This is a genomic window from Silvibacterium sp. (assembly GCF_047605705.1).
GTDB lineage: Bacteria > Acidobacteriota > Terriglobia > Terriglobales > Acidobacteriaceae > Silvibacterium.
The window spans coordinates 1-18,041 of sequence record NZ_JASGFD010000013.1 but is presented as its reverse complement, the minus strand read 5'-3'; the positions used below and the strand labels follow the sequence as shown (position 1 = coordinate 18,041).

Below are 18,041 nucleotides of genomic sequence, written 5' to 3'. Positions count from 1 at the left end.
CGGTTCGTCCACTGCTTTACGTCAAAGTACAGACAATCGTTTGCGCTTCGCATGCCCGGGGACAGAGGGCGACTTACTTAGAGACAATTCTTGCACGAAACCGTTTACGTCGGTTCGCGCGGGCGGAAGAACGTTACTTCGCCGCCGATACAGAGTAAACAACTAAGTCCTGTGCAGGATAGGTGAAAAGCGGTTCGTACTGGCGTCCCTGCAGCAGGCGCGCCATCCGCGGCGAATGCGACGCCCGGGCCACCAGTAGGTGCTGTCCGGCCGGCACGCCGTCGGTGTCGTAGTTCACCACCTGGCTATTGCGGTAGAAGGAAAGCCCGTACTCCACATCCCGCCGCACCTCGAAGACCGCCACCGTCCCGCCCTCGGGCTGAATCTGCGCCAGGATGCGCGCCAGCGGCCGCGCCGAATAGGTCAGGTCGATCAGCGCGATATTCCGCTTGCTGCCCGCAACCGCCTGGATGCCGAAGAACGGTCCCACGCCGAAGAGATACAGCAGCATGATCACCATCGGCACCATCGTCGCGATCCGGAAGCGCTTGAGCCCGAAGCGGAACACCGTAATCAGGATGAACACCGCGGCCGCGAAGGCTGTCATCGCCCCGGCCACGATCGCGCTCACCGGCGGAACTTCTTCCGGATGTTGGAGGTGCAGCGGCAGCAGCACCACGAAGGCCGTCAGCACGCCCACCAGCAGCGCATGCAGCACCAGGATCCACGGTTTCAGGCCGCGCTCGCGCACGCGGTTCAGGTAGTCGCCTGTCAGGATGGTCAGCGGAGGAATCGAGGGGAGGATGTAGCCGGGAAGCTTCGACTGCGAGAAGGAGAAGAAGAAGATCGGGATCAGCGCCCAGAGCACCAGGAACTCGGGGAAGGCATCGCCGGCGCGGAAGCTGCCCATGTAATGGCCCTTCACCCGCCGCGCCCGCCACTCCGCAATCGATGTCCGGATCGCGTCGATCAGAGCCGCAATCGCCGGAATCGCCCACGGCGTAATCGACAGCAGCAGGATCGGCAGGTAGTACCAGAAGGCCTGCTCATGCTGGTAGCGGTCCGTCGCAAAGCGCTCCAGGTTGTGCTGCAGGAAGAAGACCTTCACGAAGCTTGGATTTCGCTTCTGCACCGCGATGAACCACGGCAGCACCATCGCCAGGTAAAGCGCCACGCCCGGCCACCAGATCGTCCGTCGCAGGATCGACCACTCCTTGCGGAGCGCCGCGAAGGCTACCAGGATCACGATCGCCAGGAAAGGCGCCACCGGGCCCTTGGCCAGGGTCGCCGCACCCACGAAGAAATACAGGTCGAAGAGCCAGAACTTGCTGTCCGTCTCATACCAGGCATACCAGCCCAGCATGCCGATGCAGAACGGCGCAGCCAGCTGCATGTCCGTCGAGGCTCCGCGAGCGAAGCTCAGAATGCCGGCGCAGGATGCCGTGATCAGCGCCGCGTCCAGCTGGCCGCCCCGGCGGAAACGCCGGATGTGCAGGTAGATCAGCGTGACCAGGATGAAGGCGAAGCTCGCCGAGGGCAGGCGCGCCGACCAGTCATGCACGCCGACCTCGCGGAAGCTGAACATCGCACGCCAGTAGTAGAGAGCGGGCTTCTCGAGCCACGGCTTGCCCCACAGGATCGGCGTGATGTAGTCGTGCCGCGCCAGCATCTCCCGCGCAATCTGCGCGTAACGCGGCTCATCGGCGCCGACCAGCCCCAGGCCGTCGCCGCCGAAGACCGGCACCAGTCCATAGAAGAGGAAAAAGGAGGTCAGGGCAAACAGCGTGCCCGCCTCGAGCACCGTCCGGAACGACGGAAGATGTTGCCGGAAGTCCCCCGGGTTCTGCCGCAGAGCTTTGATTCTGGAAGAAATACCCACAGTGTTTATCTAATCTCTGTCTATCTGGTCTCTCGGGAACTTTCGCTAAGGCTAACAGATACAACGCCAATAGACGATAAAGAGGATGGAGAGGAAAATCCGCCGTCCTTAAACCGCGCGGGCGACGTGCTGTCCCTGCAACCGCAATCCCAGCTGCGTGCTCAGGCAGGCGAGTATCTGCTCCTCGGCTACCGGCAGCGGTCCGGGAAGCGTACAGCCGCTTGCGTGGTGATGTCCACCGCCTCCGAAGCTCTCCGCCACGTTCGCCACATTCAGCACACCCTTGCTGCGGATGGAAAGCCGCACCTTGCGGTCCGGCAGCTCGCGCAGAAATACGGCAATCTCGACTCCGGAGATGGCGATGGCATAGTTCACCAGCCCCTCGCAGTCCTCTTCCGCCGCATGGGTCCGCTGCATGTCCTCGTGCGTCACCCACATCCAGGCGACATTGCCCTCGCGCCGCAGGTTCGAGAGCGCCGCGCCCAGCAGCAGCATCTTCGATTCCGGATGCGCGAAGTAGGTATTCTGCGCGATCACCATCGGATTCGCGCCGTGCCGCACCAGGTCGCCGGCGAGCTCGAAGGTGTGCATGTCCGTGCCCGCGTAGCAGAACGAGCCCGTGTCCGTGAGCACGGCCGTGTAGAGGCAGGTGGCCATCTCCGGCGTCACCCGCGCCCCGGCCGCCAGCGCCAGGTCGTAGACCATCTCCGCGACCGCGCAGGCCTTCTGGTCGATCCAGTTCACGTGCCCGAAAGGCCGGCCACTCACATGATGGTCAATATTGATGAGGAACCGCCCCTCCAACCCATCAAGCCGCGAGCGCTCGATCCCATCGCACTCCAGCAGGATCACCGCGTCGTAATGCTCCTCGACCTTGCACGCCTGCCGGATCCGCGGCGCGCAGGGCAGCGCGCGGTAGATCGGCGGCACGCGGTCGCAGGAGACCATATCCACCTGCTTGCCCAGCTGCTCGAGCACCATCGCCATCGCCAGCATCGATCCCACCGCGTCGCCGTCCGGACGCGCGTGCGCGGTCACCAGCAGCCGGTCCGACTGCTCGATCGCGCTCAGAATCTCGTGGATGTTGTCGAGTTTGTCCATGAAGGTAGCGCTTTAACAAAACACCGTCATTCCGGTCAGAGCGGGCTGAAGGCGAGCGAAGTGGAGGAACCTGCTATTTCCGCACGGACCTGTAACGCCCAATCGGCATGCTGGGAACGTGGCCCTAAAGAGCCTCCGCCGTTTTCTTTTTCTGCCGCTTCTTCTGCCGTTCCAGCAGCTCTTCCACGCGAGCCGTCATGCGCTCCGAGCGGTCGGAGTAGAACATCAGCTCCGGCACATGGCGCACGCCCATCCGTTCCAGCAGTTCATGCCGGATATACCCGCGCGCCGCCATCAGGCCCTCGATATTGGCCTTCTCGCGCGCCTCGATGTCGTGCTCGCCCTCGACTGCGACATAGATCATGGCCGACTTGCCGCCGGGGTTCAATACAACCTGTGTGACGTAAGCCGACGCAATACGCGGATCGGAGAGCTCGCCCTCGATCATCGCGCCAATCTCTTCACGCAGCGTCTCCGCCACGCGGTCCTGGTGATACTTCCGTGCCCGTTGTTCCGGCATCTCTTTTAACCTCGAATAAACCTCTGAGGATATCAGAGAGCGAGCGCTGGACCAAACGAGGCGAAGGCAACTTAAGCTTCCGGACAGAAATGATATGAACCCGGGTGCCCCACGTCTCGACTTTGAGACGTGGGATTTCTATCTCGCCCGTTGAAGGATTGTCGTTCCGGCCGAAGTGAGCCAAAGGCGAACGAAGTGGAGGAACCTGCGGTCTCTCATCAAGCGAGGGAATCGCAGGCCTCGCTGTTCCCTATAAGTGGAAGCGGCTTGCGGCCCCCACTCAAGCCAAAACGGGGCTTGAATGGGCCACCATCAGGCTTCTCTCACACCCCGGGTGCCCCACGTCTCGATTCTGAGACGTGGGATTTCTATCTCGTCCGTTGAAGCATTGTCATTCCGACCGTAGTGAGCCAAAGGCGAACGCAGTGGAGGAACCTGCGGTTCACAGCTCGTCAGTTCTTCTCGACTCATTGAAGGAGAAACAGCAGGTTCCTCCACTGCGCGAGACGAAAAGCGTCTCGCTTCGGTCGGAATGACACATCTTATGGGGTGACGAAACAAGCTGGCAGCTAACACCCAGGGTGCCCCGCATCCCGAGAGAACAAGTGCAGGCATCCGGACTTAAGCTAAAAGCCAGTAGCTAATAGCTGGCAGCTGTTTCCAGGAACTCCCACCACGCATCGGCCACCGTCGCGCCTAAATCGTTCACGATGCGGTTCACCGCCATCTCCACCTGATGCATCTGTCCGGCGAGGTAGTCCCGCGAGGCCGAGATCGCCGCTACGCCGATCGTCGCCGATTGCCAGGTCACCGCCTCGTCCAGCTCCGCCACCGAGATATTGAAGCCGTGCGACAGCTTCTCCTTGAGGCTCCGCACCACCTGCCGCCGGTCCTTCAGCGACTGCGCATGCTCGATGCGCAGCTCGATTGTCATCGCCGCCACTGCCATGCGCCCATGCTATCGCAGCCTAATGTCCCAGCTTCACACCTGGCCCCAGCACCGCGATGAATACGATCGCCAGCACCGCCGCCACTGCAATCCACGCCGCGCTGCGCCTCACCGGATCGCGATGCGGACCGGCCTCAAGCCCCTCCGGCAGATGCTTCCGCATCCACAGCAGCGCAGAGTTCGCGCCCGCCGTCGCGGCCAGCGCCGAGAGCAACACGTACTTGAGTCCGAAGGGATTGAAGAGCCCGGCCACGCCGTCGATCGCGAGAGCCGCGATATACGTCACCACCATCAGCCGCTGAAAACGGGCAGACTCTACGGGCGCGACTCCCAGCGACCACACCACCGTGCGTCCCACGATCTGCATGGCTGCGTAATAGGCTGCGATCCCGACGATCACCAGCCCAGCGCGCCACAGCCAGTGCGGCGTGAGCCCTGCGATGACCGCTGCCCAGTCTCCGAAATCCGTCACGCCCGAATAAAAGAAGTAGCCAGTTCCCGCAAAGAGGCTGAAAGTCATCACGGCCCAGAGAAAATAGCGCCATGCCGCTGACGCCTCCTTCGCCTGCCGCAACAGCAGCCACACCACCCCGGCCGTTAAGAGGTTCACCAGCGTCCCTCCGGCCTCGACCAGACGGCTCGCTCCCTCGCTCGACCACGCCAGCGTGGTCAGCACACCCGAGGCGTGCAGCGTAACCATCGCCACCGCCGCATGCCCGACACCTTCATGCAGCATCGTCGTCAGCATGCAGGCGAGCACGCTGATCGCAGCCAGCGTCGCCTCGTCGTCCTTCACCGGAGAGACAGTACTCACGGCCATGCCCCAAGCCTGGGCGCAGCCATTCTCCGTGTGTAGTGAGGAATGTCATATCCGGAAAAGAAAACAGCCGGCGGATAGCTCCGCCGGCTGCTGGTTTGGTAGAAGAATCGCTTAGCGTGCTGCTCCGAGTTCCGCCGCCACCTTCTCGGTGACGAAGGCCTCGATGATGTCGCCTTCCTTGATGTCGTTGGAATTGATGCCGATACCGCACTCCATGCCGTTCGTCACTTCCTTCACATCGTCCTTCACGCGCTTGAGCGAGCTGAGCTTGCCCTTGAAGACCTGCTCGCCGTCACGCAGCAGCTTGATCTCCGCATCGCGGCGCAGCGAGCCATCCGTCACGCGGCAGCCGGCAATGGTGCCGACCTTCGGGATACGGAAGACCTGCAGCACTTCGGCGCGGCCCATGTAGACTTCCTTGAACACCGGCTCGAGGAGTCCGAGCATCGCCTTGGTGATCTCGTCCTGCAGCTCGTAGATGATCGAGTGCAGACGAATCTCGACCTCTTCCTGCTCTGCCAGGTCCGCGGCCTTACGCTCCGGCTTGACGTTGAAGCCGATGACGATCGCGTTCGAGGCCGAAGCCAGGAGCACGTCGCTCTCGGTGATGGCGCCCACGCCCGAGTGAATGACCTTGATGCGCACCTTCTCGGTCGACATCTTCTGCAGCGAATCGGCCAGCACCTGCACCGAGCCCTGCACGTCGCCCTTGAGGATCAGCGGCAGTTCCTTCACGCCGGCCTGCTTGATCTGTTCGGCCAGGCCTTCGAGCGACACACGCGAGCTCTTCGCCAGCTGTGCCTCGCGCTCCTTCATCTTGCGGTACTGCGCAATGCCCTTGGCCTTGTCGCGGTCCGCAACCACCAGGAACGTGTCGCCTGCGTCGGGGATGCTCTCGAGACCGAGAATCTCCACCGGCGTCGACGGGCCAGCCTCTTCGATGGCGCGTCCGCGATCGTCGAACATGGCGCGGATCTTGCCGAAGGTGTTGCCCACGATGAAGCTGTCCTGGTTACGCAGCGTACCGTTCTGCACCAGCACCGAGGCCACCGCACCGCGTCCGCGGTCCAGCTTCGCTTCGATGACGGTACCCACGGCCGAGCGGCCCGGAGTCGCCTTCAGGTTGCCGATATCGGCCACCAGGCAGATCATTTCGAGCAGCAGATCGAGGTTCTGCTTCTTCTTCGCCGAGACATCGACGAACACCGTCGAACCGCCCCAGGCTTCCGGCACCAGTCCGCGATCGCCCAGCTGCTGCTTGACGCGATCCGGCTGCGCATCCGGCTTATCGATCTTGTTCACCGCCACGATGATCGGCACATTCGCCGCCTTCGCGTGGTCGATCGCTTCGAGCGTCTGCGGCATCACACCGTCATCCGCCGCCACCACGATCACGACAATGTCGGTGACCTTGGCGCCGCGCGCACGCATACGGGTAAAGGCTTCGTGACCCGGCGTATCGAGGAAGACGATCTCGCGGCCGAAGGCCGGCGAATCTTCCTTGCCGATGCGCACCTTGTACGCGCCGATGTGCTGCGTAATGCCACCGGCTTCGCCACCGGCCACATCCGCATCGCGGATGGCGTCGAGCAGCGAGGTCTTACCGTGGTCGACGTGACCCATGACGGTGACCACCGGAGGACGAACCACTTCGTGCTCGTCAGGATTCTCCTGCGCGAGTACGTTTTCGATGGCCTCGTTCGCCAGCTGATCCTCGAACGTGATGACCTCGGTGTCCGCGCCGAACTGCCGCGCCACATCCTTCACCAGCTCGCCGTCGAGCGACTGGTTGACGGTCACAAACACGCCGCGCATCAGCAGCGTGGCGATCAGGTCCTTGCCGCGAACACCCAGCTTCTCGGCCAGATCCTTCACGCTGATGCCTTCGGTCACGGTAATGGTGCGCGTGATCGGCAGCGGCTCGTTCGGAATCTGTACTCCGCCGTAACGGGACGGCGGGGCAAAGCCCTTCATCGGGCCTTCCTTGGTCTTCGGATACTGCTGACGGCCGCGGCGCTGGTTATTGCCTGCGCGCTGCGGACGCGGAGCCTCGCCCGGAGGCGGCACTAAGCCACCACCAGGGCCTCCCATTCCGGGACGCGGACCACCGAAGCCGGGACGGCCGCCGGGGCCACCGGGGCGCTGTCCGAATCCAGGACGTGCACCGAAACCAGGACGGCCACCAGGGCCTCCCGGGCCACCACCGGGACCACCCGGCATGGAGCGGGTCGGATGCATGGGACGGCGCTGTCCCGGGCCGCCAGGGCCTCCAGGACCGCCCTGCGGACGGCCATAGCCGCCACCGGTCGGGCCGCCGCCAGGTCCACCGGGCCGGCGATCAAAGATAGGACGTCCACGCTGGATCGAGCCGCCGGGACCACCCTGGCCACCCTGCGGAGCAGCCGGACGCTGCGAAACCGGAGGCGGCGGGGGCGCCGTGTACACCGGGCGAGGCCCGGTCTGCGGCATGATCACGCGACGGACAGGAGCAGCCGGAGCCGCGGGTGCTGCCGGGGCCGCAGGCGCATCCGTTGCCGGAGCCGCCGCTGCGGGCGTCGAAGCAGCCGGGGTCGCAGGAGCAGCCGGAGCCGCTGCCGCAACCGGGGGCTTGGCCGCGACCGGAGCCGTCGGAGCCGCGCTGTGAATCGCGCCAGCCGGAGCCACCGGAGGCTTCGCCACGACCGGGCCGGCCGGGGGCTTCGCGGCAATCGCCGGAGCCGAAGGCACCACGATATTCGGGGCCTGGCGAGGCTGCGGCACGATGCGGCGCGGAGCAGGATTGTTCGGGTTCGGCGTGCCGATGACCGGACGAGCCGCTACCGGAGCGCTCGCCGCCTGCGGAGCGGCAGGAGCCGCAGCCGAGGGGGGAGCCGAAACCGGAGCCGCAGGTGCAGCCGGGGCCGCGGGCGCTGCCGCAACCGGAGCAGGCTGAGCCGGAGCAGGCGTTGCGGGAGCAGCCGGAGCCGCAGCCACAGGAGCCGCCGGGGTAGAGGCCACGGGTGCAGGAGCCGCCGGCGCTGCCGGGGTCTGCACTGCGGGAGCCTGCGCCACAGGAGCGGAGGGAGCGGGAGCTGCCGCCGGGGTCACCGGACGCGTCGCTGCCGCCACGGCCTGAGCCGGTGCGGGCGAGGCGGCCACGGCGGGGCGCTGTACGCCGGCCGGAGGTGCTGCCGCGACCACCGGACGATTCACCGCCGGAGGAGCCGCCTGCACCGCGGGCTTCGCCGGGGCTGCTTCTTCTTCCTTACGCTGCTGGATGGCCTTCAGCACATCCCCAGGCTTCGAGACTCGGGACCAGTCAATCTTCGGCTTGGCCGCATTGTCGTTGCGCGCAGACGAAGCTGCGCCGCCGGACTTCCCTCGCTGGAAGTGGGCACGCACACGCTCGGCTTCATCAAGCTCAAGTGAGCTGGAGTGTGTCTTCTTCTCGGTCACACCGACACCATCCAGGACATCCAGAATGGCCTTGCTCTTTACTTCCAGCTCTCGCGCTAAATCGTTGATTCGAACTTTACTCATCCGCCCCTTTGTCGCTGTCCCTAGCCCTTAGCCGTTCATAAGAACCTCATGGCTGTGGGATTTCACGCCTTTATCTATTATGGCCCGAAAACGATGGCTTTCATCGGTCTTCTGAGCCGGGAATACGGTGAAACGGCGCATGCTACTCGCCGTTCCCCGCATCGTGATCCGTTTCTTCGCGCAATTCCGCCGTCTCCGCAACGTCTTCGGTGACCGCAGTCTCCACCAGCCGGTGGCTGGTGTTCTGCGTTCCCGGAGCAACCGGCACGCCGCCATCGAACTCCGCGCCCGCGCCCGTTTCGGTAATTTCCTCGATCGCCTCAGCCGCCACGGCGTCGTTGATCAGCCCCGAGCCCTCGGCCTCCGAGTCCTCATCCGCCGGACCGCTTTCGCCGTCCTGCGTCAGACCCAGCTCCAGAGCCTCTTCTTCCTCGGCCAGGCTGGCGCGCTCGGCTGCCGCGGTCGCATCTTCTTCCGCCGCGTCTTCCGAATCCGCCTTCGCCTCGGCCGCAGCCGGACGCTCTTCGCCCTCTTCGTACTGGCCGAAGTAGTGCCGTACCGCTACGCTGATCTTCTCGAGCGTCTTCTCGCCGATGCCCGGAATCTCTTCCAGCTGCTCGGGCGTCATGTCCGCCAGCGCTTCGACGGTCGTGATGCCCGCGGCCACCAGCTTGTCGATGATCGACTCGCCCAGCTCCGAGACCTGCTCGATCGGCGTCGAAGGACCGCCCACACCCTGCATCTGCTGTTCGACTTCCTGGCGCTTCTCTTCCTCGCTCTTGATGTCGATCTTCCAGTCCAGCAGCTTGGCCGCCAGGCGCACGTTCTGCCCCTTCTTGCCGATCGCCAGCGACAGCTGCGTGTCGTCCACGATGACCTCTAGCTGCTTCTCGCCCAGGTCCGTAATGCTCACGCGGCTGACCTTCGCCGGCTGCAGTGCCTTCTCGGCGAAGGTGGTGATCTCTTCGCTGAATTCAATGATGTCGATCTTCTCGCCACGCAGCTCGCGGATGATCGACTGCACGCGCATGCCCTTCATGCCCACGCAGGCGCCGACCGGGTCGACATCCTTGTCGCGCGACATCACGGCGATCTTGGTGCGCTCGCCGGCTTCGCGGGCAATGGCGCGGATCATCACCGTGCCGTCGTAGATTTCCGGTACTTCGCTCTGGAACAGGTTCTGCACCAGCTCCTTCGCGGCGCGCGAAACGATGACCTGCGGACCCTTGGCCGCGCGATCCACACGCAGCAGCACGACGCGCACGCGCTCGCCCACGGCGAACTGCTCCAGCCGCGACTGCTCGCGGCGCGGCATGCGCGCCTCGGCCTTGCCGATGTCGAAGATCACGTCCTGCAGCTCGACGCGCTTCACCGTGGCGTTCAGAACCTCGCCCACGCGGTGGTTGTACTCGTTGAAGACCGTGTCGCGCTCGGCTTCGCGGACCTTCTGGAAGATCACCTGCTTCGCCATCTGCGCGGCGATGCGGCCCAGCACGTCGGTCGGCTTGTAGTAGCGGATTTCGCCACCCACCTCGACCTCGGGAGCCAGCGCACGCGCCTCTTCGAGGGTGATCTGGTTGATCGGATCCTCGATCTCCTCGGGGGTCTCGACTACCGTCTTATAGACATAGGCCCGGATCTCGCCCGTTTCCTTGTCCAGCTCGGCGCGCATGTTTTCCTGCGTCTTGTAATACTTGCGCGTTGCCAGGGCGATCGCGTCTTCCACCGCTCCCACCACGATCTCCGGGTCGATGCCCTTGTCGCGGCTCAGAATCTCAATGCTCTGATAAAGCTGGCTTGCCATAGTCTCGTCTCAACTCTTCCTTCGGCCTGGCTGACAGATAGCGATGTCAGCGGAGCCGCGTCTGGGGTCCGCAATCGTGCGCGGACAAAATGTCTTTAGAACTCGGGAATCAGCCGCGCCTTTTCGACGTTGGCCAGCGCGATTTCCATCGTCTCGCCGACTGCCGCCTGCGCCTTCTTGGCCTTTCCCTTCGGCTTCAGGGCACTCAAATCCACTGTGATGCGCCCATCGGCCACGCCGGTCAGCCGGCCCTGCCAGTGACGGTTCCCGTTCACCGGCTCAAAGGTCTGGAGCTTCACCAGGCTGCCCGCAAACCGCTCGTAATCCACGACAGAAGACAGCTTCCGGTCCAACCCCGGCGACGATACCTCGAGCGTGTACTCTGCTCCGGGTATCAACTCTTCTACATCGAGAACGGTGCCGAAATCCCTGCTGAAAGCCGTACAGTCGTCGTGCGTGATCCCGGAAAGATGCTCCCGGTTGAAGCCTTCCGGACGGGATACTCCCTCATCGCTCTCTTCGCCGTCCTTCGGCTCAGCCTCTCCGGCAGCGAGCTTCGCCCGCTCTTCGGCGTTCTTTTCAAGAAAAACTCGCAGAGCGCGCTGCTTGCCCGCTCCCTGGTAATCCACTTCCACCACGTCGAGGCCATGCGAGGCCGCCACACGCTGGGCAAGGGCACGAATCTGATCAAGGTTCAGGGCCATAACTGTTTACGCTGGCGAAGTTTGACGGGGACTTTCGAGGCCAAAGAAAAAGTGGGCCAGAAGCCCACTCATCTCTCCGCGCCCGCCGGCAACCCACGGCCCAGTCGCGGACAAACTCGTCTGCTGAATAAGAATACGCCGAAACACCCCCGAATTCAATCGGCCTGCTCGAACAGGGCTCAGGGCGGCTCAGATAGAGCATCCACCTCGACGGTGGCCCATTCAAGCCCGGTTTTGGCTTGAGTGGGGAAGCACAAACTCCAAAGCAGATTCGTCATTCCGACCGAAGCGAAGCCTAAAGGGCGAAGCCGGGTGCCCCATGTCTCGATTTTGAGACATGGGAAGCAACGGTCCTGTTTACTGTGCCGGCCCGGCCGGCAGCATTCGCGTGGTGACCTCCAGCCGGTGGCAGTTGCGGTACTCCGCCTGAAAGGACCACACCTTGTCATGGGAGGCGAAACCCGTGCCCGTGGTCATCCCGATCGCCGAAGGGAGCCAGAAGGTACTGTCACCGAGCGGAACCGGCGCATAATCGACCGCCAGCTCCCGCTTGCCGATCATACGGGGCGCGAAATCCCCGCCTGCGCTGATGACGTGACGAGGCGTCGTGATCTCCAGGTGCGTCACCTGCATCGATGCGGGATCGATGTCGACCAGCCCTTTGCTCTTCTCGGTGAGAAAGCAGCTGTTCAGGTTCTGCGGCGCCAGCTCCGTCTCGAAGCGGACCACATACGGTCCACCCGGCTGCTTCTTATCCGGCTTTTCCAGCGTGTACTTCATGCATGCCGCCTGGCTGCGGGAGACGACCGCGAGTCCGCCCTCGAACATGCCGCTCAGCAGCGTGGGGCCGTCCATATCCTTCGACTGCGGCCGCTTTCCGTCGACGGTCTTGATCTCGCGCGACTCGACCAGCGAGGTCGTGCCGCCCGGCCCGGGCGTGCGCCGGAGGCGGAAGATGGAATCGGTGACCGAGTTCTCGATCGGCGTATCGCGCACCGACTGCGACGACACCACATGCTCATCGCAGAAGAGACTCGGCACCCCGGCGTCGTAGTGATGAAGATTCGCCTCGAGCCGGTTGAGGATCGCGTCCAGCGCAGGCGGCGTCCCGGCCTGCTGCGCGCGCACCAAAGGCGTACCGGCACAAAGCGCGGGTAAAAGAAGAAAAGCGGACAGCTTCCAGGATCGGGCAAGACGCGGCATAAGCAATCGACGTTCTCGAAGGGTAACAAGTGCGCAGCCGAACGGAAATCCGCCCTTTCTCAATCGCAGCGAAACCATGGGATCGAGTCCGCGGCACCAAGCGCTTCCATGAAATACTGCGCCCAGCACCCACACATCCGGCCCGACACATGAAAATTGCACGTTCCCTGCTCGCCTCTGTCCTTCTGCCTGTTTTTCTGCCTACCGCCCACGCAGCAAAGCTCCCGAAGACCTTCGACGGCTACGTGACCAGCGTCACCAGCCCGGGCGAGTTCGACGTCGGCCCGCGCCACGTCCTCTGCGATGCGAAGACCGAGCATCCCCTCCCCGTGATCGATGCCGAACACGCCAGTAGTGGACCTATCGATATCTCCGTCGCCGTCGGCAGCCATGTCCATGTGGAAGGCCGCTTCGAGAAGAACGGCGCATTTGTCGCCCGATTCGTACAGGTGGTGCTCGATCCCGATCTGACCGGCAAGCGCGAGATTAAGGGTGCAGGCCTGTTGACATCCATTGTTCCGGCAGCGAACCCGACATTATGGGTGGACGGCTACCGCCTCGACATCACTTCCGCCACGAAAATCACCGCAGGCGACGGAAAAGCCCTGCCGCTCGAGCGGCTCCATACCGGCATGATCGCCAGCTTCTCCGCTCACCGCGAACAGGATTTCTCGCTGCGTGCGTTGACGCTCACTGCCGCACCCTTCGGATCCCTTACGGACGAACAAAGCTTCCGCGACAAATCTGATCCCGATATCACACTGCCGGACTATGCAAATCATCAGCCAGGCCGGATCAAGTGGCCCGGCGCTGGCGCATCGGAAATCGTTCCGGATGAGACTTTGCAGACGTATGTCACGCACGTCGGCCAGGGTCTCATCCCGCAGTTTGAGAAAAATCTCGCGGATGGAGACCCCGTGAAGATTAACTTCCGCTTTTACGTCATTCATCGCTCCGCGAAACAGAAAGATGCGCTCAATGACGTGTCTTCCTCTCCGGACGGCGTCATCGCTGTACCAGACAACGTACTGGCCTCGCTCCAGAATGAAGCCCAGCTCGCTGCACTGCTGTCAAACGGTATCGCTTCCGCCATCGAGCGCGAGCTTTACCACCATCTCGAAGCCGCCAAGATGCATCGGGAGCTCAAGTGGACGGGGGTAATCCTGGCTGGCGGCTACTTTGGCTCGCCTCTTCTCATCGCCAACTCCATCGCCTATAGCGAACTCCAGTTGCACATGAACGAAGAGGCCAGCCGCATCGGCCTGCAGTACATGCTCACCGCCGGATATGACATCCGCGAAGCTCCCTTCGCCTGGACAGCCGCGGCTAATCGCAGGATCGAGAACCCATGGCCGGACGGCGATCCGATTTCTCCGCTCACCGAAAGCCTCGAAGCAGCTCTCCGCAGCCAGTACGCCACGCTCGACTACTCCACCCTTAAGACCAACGCAGACGCCTACCAGCAGATGCTTGCCAGCCTCCGTGCCGATAACCCTGACCTGAAACAGGCCAAAAACCATCCCTGAAACCGCAACCAACCGGAAGCAGGACGCGCGGCCGCGGCTTCCATGGCATACTGCCTCAACCATGTCCGCGAATCCCTACGCCAGCTACGTCGAAGGCAAGGATCCCCTGCGCGTCCTTGCCGCCACGCCCCGCCGAATCGAAGAGCTTACAGAGGAGCTAGGTGCGGAGCGCCTGGACCAGCCTTACGCGCCGGGCAAATGGAGTCCGCGCGAAATCCTCTGCCACCTCACCGACTCCGAACTCGCGTTTTCCTTCCGCGCGCGCCAGGCGCTGGCCGAGGAGAACCACGTCATCCAGCCCTTCGACCAGGACAAGTGGGCCGCCACCTATGCCGTCTACGAAGCCCATGACGCGCTGGCGCTCTTCTGCGACGCCCGCAAATGGAATATGGCGCTCTTCCGCTCGCTCACCCCGGAACAGAAGGCGCGCGCCGCCGTCCACCCGGAGCGAGGCCCGCTCACCGTCTGGACCATCGTCGAGACCATCGCCGGGCACGACCTGCACCATCTGCAGAAGCTCGAGTCCATCGCCGCGGATTTCGCGCCTGCAAATCTGAACAAGCGCTCCACGCCCGAAGTCTAAGCTCCAGCCGGATACAAGGTGCATGACCTGTTCGTTCGCGGCTACAACACCGCCACGAATCTGTCATTCCGACCGAAGCGACCACAGGAAGCGGAGTGGAGGAACCTGCGATGAGGCAGCTCGCTCAGAACGCTTTCGATAGGAAAGCGAGAACCGCAGGTTCCTCCGCTTCGCGAGACGAAAGACGCCTCGCTTCGGTCGGAACGACAGTCTTCTTTATCGGGACGACACACTCTCTAAGGAAAAGCACAACGAGCAGGCAGAGTATGCCAATAGAGGCTAGTCCGACGCCAGCAGCGCTTCGGCCACACGCCTTCCGGAGACGAGCGCACCCTGGATAGAGGGTGTCTCGGTCACGTCTCCACACAGGTACACGCCCTCGGAGGTGCGCTGCACCGGCTGCGGATTCCACATCACATGGGCGGCAAGCGGCAGCGCGTGGGGGATTGCGTAGGTGCGCAGCCGCCGCCAGCGATCCACCGGCGCGCCGAAGATGCGCCGCGCATGCCCGCGCACCGCAGCTTCCAGCCGCTCCAGGTCGAGGTCCCGCAGCGGCGCCTGCCCCACCACGTTCGCCGCGATCAGCTCCGCGCCCGGAGGCGCATAGGCCTTTGAGACACAGCTCATCACCGTCAGGTGATTGATCGGCCCATCCTCCTGGCCGACACCATTCAGCACCAGCGTCGGCTCTTCCACCGGCGCACGCTCGGCCGTGAAATAGACCGTCACCGTCTGGTTCCAGGTCACGCCGTTGCCCGGTGCCGCAAGACCGGACAAGCCAACCAGCGGCAGCGTATGCGCCCCGGCCGCGGCCACCACCGTCCGCGCCTCAATCTCCCGTCCGTCCTCGATCTTCAGCCGGTAGCCCTGGGGCAGCTTCTCCAGCCGCACCACCCGCGTGCTCAGCGACAGGGTCTCGGGCTTCAGCGCCGCGGCGAGCTGCGCTGGAATCTCGCCCATCCCCAGCTCCGGGACCGCGGCTGGCCCTTCGGCAAACATGCGGAACAGGAACTGGAAATACCGGCTCGAGCTCTTGAGTCCCGGCTCCGAAAACACGCCGCTGAAAAACGGCCGGAAGAAGCGCTCGATCATGGCTTCAGAAAAGCCATACTGGCGCAGGAACTCGAGCGTCGTGGTCTCCGGCGCGGCGAAAATCTCCTCGATTTCCCCCTGCTTCACCTTTTCCCGCAGCGAGGCCACCTTCAGCTTGTCGCCCAGCGGCACGGTGCCATCCAGCAGCGAGCCCAGCGCCAACAGCGGGTGCCGGAAGGGATCGGCCAGCCGGTGCATCGCGCCCTCATGCCATACCAGCGCCCCGGGGGTCATCGGACACAGCTTCAGCCGCTCGTAATCCAGGGCACGCTGCGCTTCGGGATACGCCGTCAGCAGGATTTGGAAGCCGCGGTCCAGCCGGAAGCCGTCGACCACATCCGTCCGCACCCGTCCTCCCGGACCGTCCTGCGCCTCCAGCAGGGCCACGTTCAGCCCCGCCCGCTCCAGCGTGAGCGCGCAGTTCAACCCCGCCAGCCCCGCTCCGATGACGACTGCATCCAGCATCTCTTCCTGCCCTCCGTCGCGACTTCAGTATCGCGCAGATTCCAGTTCGTTTATCGCTGCCTCGGCGCGCTCGCGTAGCGCCTTCCGCTCCGCGGCCGGCTTTTTCGCCAGGGTCACCAGCGGCATGGCCATCCGCATATTCCCCTCGAGCCGCTCGGCATTGCGCTCCAGAAAGCTCCAGTAGAGCGCCGTGAACGGACACGATCCCTCGCCGGTCGCCTTTTTCGGATCGAAGCGGCAACCTTCACAGTAATCGCTCATGCGGTGGATATACGCTGCCCCGCTCACATAGGGCTTGGTCGCCGTCACCCCGCCGTCGCCGAAGGTGCCCATACCCAGCACATTCGTCTCCACTACCCAGTCGTACGCGTCCACGTACGCCACCCAGAACCAATCGGTCAGCTCGCGCGGCTCCACGCCCATCAGCGTCGCCAGGTTGCTCAGAACCATCAGCCGCGTGATGTGGTGCGACCAGCCTTCCCGCATAACCTGCTCCACCACGGTATCGACACAGTTCCATCCGCACTTCACTCCCCAGTACGCCGCCGGCAGCTTCCGGTGCGCGTCGAGCGCGCTGGGCTTCGCTCCGGCATAGGGATCGCGCGGGGGATGGCCCCCATGGATCTTCCTGTATCCGTCCGTCACCCGATGCACATGCCGCATATACTCCCGCCAGCCGAGAACCTGCCGGATGAAGCCTTCAGCGCTGGCCAGCGGGATTCTGCCCTTATCCGCATCCTTCACCACATCGGCGATCACCTCGCCCGGCAGGATCAGGCTCACGTTCAGCGCGGCTGAGATCTTCGAGTGAAAGAGGTCCGGCTCGCGCGAGGACATCGCATCCTCATAGGGACCGAACTCCGCCAGCAGATGCTCCCGCGCGAACCGCCATGCCTCGAGCGCCTGCTCCCGCGTGACCGGAAGATCGAAACCCTCGATCGAGCCGAAGCTCTCCGGGAACAGCTCCGCTACCTGTTCGAGCGCCTCGCGGGTGATGGCATCCGGGGCGAAGGAGGGTCTCCGCGGCGGCCGAGGCTTGCCTCGCCATGGCCTGCGGTTCTCCGCATCGTAGGAGAACCTGCCGCCTACCGGCTTGCCGCCGCGCATGAGTATCCCGGTTTTGGTCCGCATCGCGCGATAGAAACGATCCATTACGAGCGGTTTCGCCTCTAGGATCTGGCTTCCGGAAAGACGATAACAATTATCAAAGTCGGCCTCTGTCGAGAGCCAAGTCGTGTCTTTGACTTCACTTAGCCGTACACCGGTTTTGCGCGCGCGATCCACATCCAGCCGCAATTCGCGCTCTGCCGGTTGCATGATCGCCATCTCGCGCTCGCCCAGCAGCCGCTGCGCCTCGGTGAAGCCGTCAACGTGATCGCCCTCGGTGAAGAGGTAGATCACTTTCACTCCGCGCGCGGCCTGGCGCAGGGCGAAATGCCGCTCCCCGGCGAGGATCAGACCCAGCTTTTTCTTGTGATACGGCCGCCGCCGCGCCTTGCCGAGCGCCTCCATCATGACCACGCCGGTCTCGGCGGCTGGCTGCTCGGTCAGCGGACCGGTCTCGTCGGTCAGCCGGTCATAGGGCACGTAGATCCAGCGCCGGTCCGTGTCGGCGCGGCCCGGCTGCGCCGCCGCGATTCGCTCTCGAAATTCCCGCATCGTTCTGGCTAAGACAGTCCGCCTTTCGATTCCGCTGCTTTTGCCTGCAAATCCCGTTTCGGCCGGCCGAAAAAGCGCAGCGGGGTTTGTTGCTCCGGCAATGAGTGGGTGCTCGAGGGTCTTCGCCGCATTAAAAGAGAACTTTCACCACAGAGGACACAGAGAGCACAGAGGAGTTGTGGTTTTCGAGAAGGTTTATCCAGCAATACCCATCCCT

The 18,041-nt window shown here is 63.7% G+C and carries 13 protein-coding genes; 2 read left to right on the top strand and 11 right to left on the bottom strand.

Annotated elements, in window-relative coordinates; all coding sequences use genetic code 11:
• Positions 1-133: 133 nt before the first annotated feature.
• The 9 genes from QM649_RS06645 to QM649_RS06605 all read right to left on the bottom strand — a co-directional run bounded on the left by QM649_RS06645 (position 134) and on the right by QM649_RS06605 (position 12,499).
• Complete coding sequence (locus QM649_RS06645; protein ID WP_415198237.1) at positions 134-1,879, bottom strand: ArnT family glycosyltransferase; 1,746 nt, start codon at positions 1,877-1,879, stop codon at positions 134-136.
• A 108-nt stretch (positions 1,880-1,987) separates the two neighbouring features.
• Positions 1,988-2,980, bottom strand: a complete 993-nt coding sequence (locus QM649_RS06640) for a DHH family phosphoesterase (RefSeq protein WP_415198236.1) — start codon at positions 2,978-2,980, stop codon at positions 1,988-1,990.
• A gap of 124 nt (positions 2,981-3,104) precedes the next feature.
• Positions 3,105-3,500 carry a 30S ribosome-binding factor RbfA gene (rbfA, locus tag QM649_RS06635; RefSeq protein WP_415198235.1) on the bottom strand — a complete coding sequence of 132 codons (396 nt, stop codon included), beginning with the start codon at positions 3,498-3,500 and terminating at the stop codon, positions 3,105-3,107.
• A gap of 640 nt (positions 3,501-4,140) precedes the next feature.
• Positions 4,141-4,449 carry a DUF503 domain-containing protein gene (locus tag QM649_RS06630; protein WP_415198234.1) on the bottom strand — a complete coding sequence of 103 codons (309 nt, stop codon included), beginning with the start codon at positions 4,447-4,449 and terminating at the stop codon, positions 4,141-4,143.
• Between the two features lie 19 nt (positions 4,450-4,468).
• Positions 4,469-5,269: a hypothetical protein gene (locus QM649_RS06625; protein ID WP_415198233.1), complete on the bottom strand. Its 801-nt coding sequence runs from the start codon at positions 5,267-5,269 to the stop codon at positions 4,469-4,471.
• A 111-nt stretch (positions 5,270-5,380) separates the two neighbouring features.
• Positions 5,381-8,788 carry a translation initiation factor IF-2 gene (infB, locus tag QM649_RS06620; RefSeq protein WP_415198232.1) on the bottom strand — a complete coding sequence of 1,136 codons (3,408 nt, stop codon included), beginning with the start codon at positions 8,786-8,788 and terminating at the stop codon, positions 5,381-5,383.
• Between the two features lie 142 nt (positions 8,789-8,930).
• Entirely contained in the window at positions 8,931-10,592 is a 1,662-nt protein-coding gene (gene nusA / locus QM649_RS06615) for a transcription termination factor NusA (RefSeq protein ID WP_415198231.1), read from the bottom strand.
• 95 nt (positions 10,593-10,687) lie between these two features.
• A complete protein-coding gene (gene rimP / locus QM649_RS06610) occupies positions 10,688-11,296 on the bottom strand; it encodes a ribosome maturation factor RimP (RefSeq protein WP_415198230.1) in 609 nt (202 codons plus the stop codon).
• 357 nt (positions 11,297-11,653) lie between these two features.
• Positions 11,654-12,499, bottom strand: a complete 846-nt coding sequence (locus tag QM649_RS06605; RefSeq protein WP_415198229.1) for a hypothetical protein — start codon at positions 12,497-12,499, stop codon at positions 11,654-11,656.
• Positions 12,500-12,648: 149 nt separating this feature from the next.
• On the opposite strand from QM649_RS06605, the gene QM649_RS06600 reads away from it, so the two are divergent.
• Positions 12,649-14,025 carry a DUF5666 domain-containing protein gene (locus tag QM649_RS06600; RefSeq protein WP_415198228.1) on the top strand — a complete coding sequence of 459 codons (1,377 nt, stop codon included), beginning with the start codon at positions 12,649-12,651 and terminating at the stop codon, positions 14,023-14,025.
• Positions 14,026-14,086: 61 nt separating this feature from the next.
• Positions 14,087-14,608 carry a DinB family protein gene (locus QM649_RS06595; protein ID WP_415198227.1) on the top strand — a complete coding sequence of 174 codons (522 nt, stop codon included), beginning with the start codon at positions 14,087-14,089 and terminating at the stop codon, positions 14,606-14,608.
• Between the two features lie 279 nt (positions 14,609-14,887).
• Here QM649_RS06595 and QM649_RS06590 read toward each other — a convergent pair whose 3' ends face one another.
• Together QM649_RS06590 and QM649_RS06585 are read right to left on the bottom strand one after the other, a co-directional pair.
• Positions 14,888-16,165: an NAD(P)/FAD-dependent oxidoreductase gene (locus QM649_RS06590; RefSeq protein ID WP_415198226.1), complete on the bottom strand. Its 1,278-nt coding sequence runs from the start codon at positions 16,163-16,165 to the stop codon at positions 14,888-14,890.
• 24 nt (positions 16,166-16,189) lie between these two features.
• Positions 16,190-17,824 carry a cryptochrome/photolyase family protein gene (locus tag QM649_RS06585; RefSeq protein WP_415198225.1) on the bottom strand — a complete coding sequence of 545 codons (1,635 nt, stop codon included), beginning with the start codon at positions 17,822-17,824 and terminating at the stop codon, positions 16,190-16,192.
• Positions 17,825-18,041 lie beyond the last annotated feature (217 nt).